The following is a 5828-nucleotide window of genomic DNA, read 5'->3' as shown; positions in this document are numbered from 1 at the left end:
GTTTTACGGCCTTTAGTAATATAATAAAGACCCAATACCATGTCTTGAGATGGTACTGTGATTGGAGAACCATTCGCAGGGTTTAAGATATTGTGCGCGCCTAACATCAAGATTTGAGCTTCCAATACTGCGGCATTACCTAGCGGTAAGTGAACCGCCATTTGGTCACCATCAAAATCGGCGTTGAACGCTGTACACACTAAAGGGTGTAATTGAATTGCTTTACCCTCTACTAATGTAGGCTGGAAAGCCTGAATACCCAAACGGTGAAGCGTAGGTGCACGGTTTAGCAATACAGGGTGACCTTTCAATACATTTTCAAGGATATCCCATACCACTGGATCTTTACGATCAACAATTTTTTTAGCTGATTTTACTGTTTTAACAATACCGCGCTCGATCATCTTACGGATGATAAACGGTTTGTAAAGTTCAGCAGCCATATCTTTAGGAAGACCACACTCGTGTAATTTCAAGTGAGGACCTACCACAATTACCGAACGAGCCGAATAATCCACACGTTTACCTAGCAAGTTTTGACGGAAACGACCTTGTTTACCTTTCAAAATGTCAGATAAAGACTTCAGTGCACGGTTACCTTCTGTTTTAACTGCGTTCACTTTACGTGAGTTGTCAAATAGAGAGTCTACCGCTTCTTGAAGCATACGTTTTTCGTTACGAAGGATTACTTCAGGAGCTTTGATTTCGATCAAACGTTTTAAACGGTTATTACGGATAATCACACGACGGTATAAGTCATTCAAATCCGAAGTCGCAAAACGACCACCATCCAAAGGCACTAAAGGACGCAATTCAGGTGGAATGATTGGAACAATTTTCACAATCATCCATTCTGGGCGATTTTCGATATTCTCACGTGAACTACGGAAAGCTTCAACCACATGAAGGCGTTTTAACGCTTCATTTTTACGTTGTTGAGAAGTCTCATTAGCAGCCTGGTGGCGTAAATCGTATGACAATTGATCCAAATCAATACGTTTCAACAAATCTTCCAATGCCTCAGCACCCATCTTAGCGACAAATTTTTGAGGATCGTTATCGTCTAAATATTGATTTTCTTTTGGTAAGGTATCCAAAATATCTAAATATTCTTCTTCAGTCAAGAAGTCCATAAAGTTGATACCATCTTCTTCCTTAATACCAGCTTGGATAACCACATAACGTTCATAGTAAATGATCATATCCAATTTCTTGGTCGGAAGTCCCAATAAATAACCAATTTTATTAGGAAGAGAACGGAAGTACCAGATGTGTGCAACAGGAACCACCAAGTTGATGTGTCCCATACGCTCACGACGTACTTTCTTCTCTGTTACTTCGACACCACAACGGTCACATACAATACCTTTATAACGGATACGTTTGTATTTACCACAGTGACATTCATAGTCCTTTACGGGACCAAAAATACGCTCACAGAATAAACCGTCACGTTCCGGTTTGTAGGTACGATAGTTAATCGTTTCTGGTTTTGTAACTTCACCACTTGAGCGTTCCAGAATAGTTTCTGGAGAAGCCAAGCTGATCGTAATCGACGTGAAGTTGCTTTTAATTTTATTATCTTTTTTGTAAGACATACTTATTCAAAAGTTAAAGCTTTATAAAGAAGCTTTGAAGGACCGAGCCCTTCAAAGCCCTAATTGCTTAATTAATCCAATGTGATATCTAGACCCAATCCACGCAACTCGTGTACCAATACGTTGAACGATTCTGGTACCGATGGTGTCGGAAGATTGTTACCTTTTACGATTGCTTCGTAAGTTTTGGCACGACCGACCACGTCATCCGATTTCACAGTCAAGATTTCTTGAAGGATGTTAGACGCACCGAATGCTTCCAATGCCCAAACCTCCATCTCACCGAAACGTTGACCACCGAATTGTGCTTTACCACCGAGAGGTTGTTGTGTGATCAATGAGTACGGACCGATTGAACGTGCGTGCATTTTATCATCCACCATGTGACCTAATTTCAGCATGTAGATTACACCCACTGTNNGGCATATCCTCATCACGTACGATACGTGCAACGATACCTTTGTTACCGTGACGACCAGCCATCTTATCCCCTACTTTCAGCTTACGTTTTTTAGCAACGTAAACTTTAGCCATCTGCACAATTCCGGATGGAAGCTCATCACCGACAGATACTGCAAATTTATCACGTTTAAACGAACCTAGCTCTTCATTAATTTTAATGTTATAATTATGAAGGGCCATTTTGATCAACTCGTTTTTATCTTCGTCAGTTGTCCATCCCATCGGGTTGATGTTGTTGTAATCTAATTCAGCCAAGATTTTTTGTGTAAACTTAGCACCTTTAGCAACCAACAACTCTTTATATACGTTGTAGACACCTTGGCTTGTTTTACCATTCACTATTGTAAATAATTTTTCCACCAAACGTTCTTTCAACGATTTAACAGCTCTATCATGAGCAACTTCTAGCTTCTCTAAAGTTTTACGTTCAACTTCTTTAGACATTTTCTTCGCCCGGGAGAATAACTTCGTATCGATAACAACACCTTTTAATGAAGGCGGAGTTTTCAATGAAGCGTCTTTTACATCACCAGCTTTGTCACCAAAGATTGCACGCAACAATTTCTCTTCTGGAGAAGGATCAGACTCACCTTTAGGTGTGATTTTACCGATGAGGATATCACCACCCCCAACTTCAGCACCAATACGGATAATACCATTTTCGTCCAAGTCTTTTGTTGCTTCCTCAGAAACGTTAGGAATATCAGCAGTTAACTCTTCTTCACCACGTTTTGTATCACGAACTTCAAGTTCAAATTCCTCAATGTGAAGAGAAGTAAACCAATCTTCTTTCGCTACACGTTCAGAAATTACGATCGCATCCTCAAAGTTATATCCTTGCCAAGGCATGAATGCCACTTTTAGGTTACGACCCAATGCCAATTCACCATTTTCAGTTGCATAACCTTCACACAATACCTGTCCTGGTTCAACTCGTTGACCTTTCTTAACGATAGGCTTCAAGTTCATACATGTATTTTGATTGGTTTTCTTAAACTTGATCAACTTATACGTTTTGACATCATCATCAAATGATACAAGACGATCATCGTCGTTTCTGTCATAACGGATCTTAATTTCATCAGCATCTACATACTCCACTACCCCGTGACCCTCAGCATTGACCAACGTACGTGAATCTTTCGCAACACGCCCTTCAAGACCAGTACCTACAATAGGAGCTTGTGGACGCAATACAGGCACAGCCTGACGTTGCATGTTTGATCCCATCAAAGCACGGTTGGCATCATCATGTTCCAAGAAAGGAATCAACGAAGCCGCAATAGATGTAATTTGATTAGGAGCAACGTCCATATAATCGAGCATATTAGGCTCAATAATTGGGAAGTCACCCTCATATCTGGCTTTCACTTTTGCATCTTCGAAATTACCTTTGTCATCATACAAAGCATTCGCTTGCGCAATTGTTTTACCATCTTCGTCCTCAGCAGATAAATATACGACAGGCTCGTCAACGACAACTACCCCGTCTTTTACCTTACGGTAAGGAGTTTCGATAAATCCTAAGTGGTTGATTTTTGCGTGTACAGCCAAAGAGGAAATCAAACCGATGTTTGGTCCCTCTGGTGTTTCAATTGTACAAAGACGACCATAGTGCGTATAGTGAACGTCACGAACTTCGAAACCTGCACGTTCACGAGAAAGACCACCTGGACCTAAAGCTGACAAACGACGCTTGTGCGTAATCTCAGCAAGAGGGTTAGTTTGGTCCATAAACTGAGACAATTGGTTTGTACCGAAGAACGAATTGATTACCGACGAAAGTGTACGTGCATTAATCAAATCAGTCGGTGTAAATACCTCATTATCTCGGATATTCATACGCTCTCTGATTGTACGAGCCATACGAGATAGACCAACACCAAACTGAGCATATAATTGTTCGCCTACAGTACGTACACGACGGTTCGACAAGTGGTCAATATCATCAACCTCAGCTTTAGAGTTGATCAAATTGATCAAATACTTCACAATTGCAATGATATCCTCACGGGTTAATACTTTCGTATCATCCGGAGTATCCAACTTCAACTTACGGTTGATACGGTAACGACCTACATCGCCCAAATCATAACGTTTGTCAGAGAAAAATAAACGGTCGATGATACCACGCGCAGTTTCCTCATCTGGTGGTTCAGCGTTACGTAATTGGCGATAGATATGTTCTACAGCTTCTTTCTCCGAGTTGGACGTATCTTTTTGTAAAGTGTTATATATAATAGAATAGTCAGCATTGTTCGACTCATCGTCTTTCGCTAAGATAATAGACTTAACGCCAGCTTCGATAATAAAATCAATGTGATCATCTTCTAGAACAGTTTCACGCTCAAGGATAATTTCATTACGATCGATGGATACTACTTCACCAGTATCTTCATCCACGAAATCTTCTACCCATTTTTTCAATACCCTAGCCGCAAGACGGCGACCAACATATTTTTTAAGACCAGATTTACTAACTTTTACTTCATCCGCTAAATCGAACAATTCCAAGATATCTTTATCCGAATCGTATCCGATAGCACGCAATAAGGTAGTAACTGGGAATTTCTTTTTACGGTCGATATAAGCATACATGACATTGTTTACGTCAGTCGCAAATTCGATCCAAGATCCTTTGAAAGGAATTACCCTTGCAGAATAAAGTTTAGTACCATTTGTGTGTCTACTTTGACCAAAGAAAACGCCTGGTGAACGGTGTAATTGCGATACGATAACACGCTCTGCACCATTTACCACGAAAGTACCTTTAGGAGTCATATAAGGGATAGTCCCTAGATATACATCCTGAACAATAGTTTCGAAATCTTCGTGTTCTTCATCATTACAAGATAACTTTAACTTAGCCTTTAAAGGAACGCTATAAGTCAAGCCGCGCTCGATACACTCTTGGATATCATAACGTGGTGGATCAATGAAATAATCCAAAAACTCTAGCACAAAAATGTTTCTTGAATCAGAAATAGGGAAGTTTTCCGAGAATACCTTGAACAGCCCTTCCTGATGGCGGTTGTCAGAAGTAGTTTCTAATTGAAAAAACTCCTTGAAAGATTCCAATTGCACATCTAAGAAATCTGGATACTCCAATACTTTCTTACTTGTTGCAAAGTTTATTCTTTCTTGTTGAATATTATTGTTTGCCAAGGGAATATGAATTTTAGTTTTAAAAAAACTGCGCTTACACTTATGCTGTAAACCACGTGTCCACTGTGCCCAGCATATACACAGCATAGTGGCGTATTGATATAAATAGGAATAGACTCTGACGAAAAATCGTCAGAGTCTAAACCTTTTCGGGCTAATTAGTTGAGATTATTTAATCTCAACAACAGCACCAGCTTCTTCTAATTGTTTTTTCAAAGCTTCTGCTTCGTCTTTAGATACACCAGCTTTTAATTCTTTAGGTGCTCCGTCAACTAAATCTTTAGCTTCTTTCAAGCCTAATCCAGCTAAATCTTTAACCAATTTAACTACAGCTAATTTTTGACCACCAGCTTCTTTCAAGATAACGTCAAATGAAGTTTTCTCTTCTGCAGCAGCAGCACCACCTTCAGCTGGAGCAGCAGCTACAGCAACAGCAGCAGCAGCAGGCTCGATGCCATACTCGTCTTTTAAGATATCAGCTAATTCTTTAACTTCTTTTACTGTTAAGTTAACTAACTGTTCAGCAAGTTGTTTTAAATCTGCCATTTTATTTTGAATTTTTGAATGTACTTTATAAAAATTGTTAATTAAATTGTAACGAAT

Annotated in this window: 1 protein-coding gene and 2 pseudogenes; all 3 read right to left on the bottom strand. The window is 39.6% G+C overall.

What is annotated here, in order from left to right; genetic code table 11:
- Window positions 1–1598, bottom strand: a pseudogene (locus B3139_RS03010) (DNA-directed RNA polymerase subunit beta'); the annotation flags it as partial.
- A 71-nt stretch (window positions 1599–1669) separates the two neighbouring features.
- Window positions 1670–5225 (bottom strand): annotated as a pseudogene (gene rpoB / locus B3139_RS03005) (DNA-directed RNA polymerase subunit beta).
- A gap of 168 nt (window positions 5226–5393) precedes the next feature.
- Window positions 5394–5771 (bottom strand): 50S ribosomal protein L7/L12, encoded by a 378-nt coding sequence (gene rplL / locus B3139_RS03000; protein ID WP_002992785.1) that lies wholly within the window; start codon window positions 5769–5771, stop codon window positions 5394–5396.
- Window positions 5772–5828: the final 57 nt, after the last annotated feature.

This window comes from Sphingobacterium sp. UBA1498, from assembly GCF_002325125.1.
GTDB lineage: Bacteria > Bacteroidota > Bacteroidia > Sphingobacteriales > Sphingobacteriaceae > Sphingobacterium.
Note: the sequence above shows the minus strand (reverse complement) of the source record. Positions and strands in the feature narration are given on the sequence as shown.

Bases quoted from the DNA above. Each gene is read 5' to 3' on its own strand.
- rplL (WP_002992785.1), bottom strand. From the start codon at position 5,771: ATGGCAGATTTAAAACAACTTGCTGAACAGTTAGTTAACTTAACAGTA.